The sequence below is a fragment of the Streptomyces anandii JCM 4720 genome (assembly GCF_014650655.1).
Taxonomy (GTDB): Bacteria; Actinomycetota; Actinomycetes; order Streptomycetales; family Streptomycetaceae; genus Streptomyces; species Streptomyces anandii.
This window is the reverse complement of record NZ_BMVJ01000080.1, coordinates 1-651: the sequence shown is the minus strand read 5'-3', so window position 1 is coordinate 651 and position 651 is coordinate 1. Positions and strand designations below refer to the sequence as shown.

1 protein-coding gene is annotated in these 651 nt (G+C 71.1%); it reads left to right on the top strand.

Annotation, left to right across the window (positions count from 1 at the left end; all coding sequences use genetic code 11):
* Positions 1-651: acyltransferase domain-containing protein (locus IE249_RS39620; RefSeq protein WP_229860023.1), on the top strand; the 651-nt coding region annotated here is incomplete at both ends.

The following is a 651-nucleotide window of genomic DNA, read 5'->3' as shown; positions in this document are numbered from 1 at the left end:
CAGGCCCCCGCGGAGGACGACGAGCCCGCCGAGGTGGCGGACCGGGTGCCGCTGCCCGTGGTGCCTTGGGTGCTGTCCGCGCGGAGCGAGGAGTCGCTGCGAGGGCAGGCGGAGCGGCTGGGCGCGTATGTCGAAGAGCGCTCCGACCTCCGACTGGCGGACGTGGGTTACTCACTGGCCGTGGGCCGTGCGTCCTTCGAGCGGCGGGCGGTGCTCGTCGCCGGCGACCGTGAGGGCTTGCTAAGGCAGTTGGGAGCGCTGGAACGGGGTGAGGTCCCGGCCGGAGCGGTCACGGGTACTCCGGCCGGTGGCAAGTTGGCGTTCCTGTTCACGGGTCAGGGCAGCCAGCGGCTGGGGATGGGCCGGGAGCTGTATGAGGCGTATCCCGTGTTCGCGGCGGCGCTGGACGAGGTGTTCGCCCGGTTCGAACTTCCCCTGCGCGATGTCGTGTTCGGCGGCAGCGACGACGTGTCTGGTCTGATCGACCAGACGGCGTACACGCAGCCCGCGTTGTTCGCCGTCGAGGTGGCGTTGTTCCGGCTGCTGGAGTCGTGGGCGGTGCGCCCGGACTTCGTGTCCGGTCACTCCATCGGTGAGCTGGCGGCCGCGCACTGCGCGGGTGTGCTGTCACTGGAGGACGCCTGCACGCTG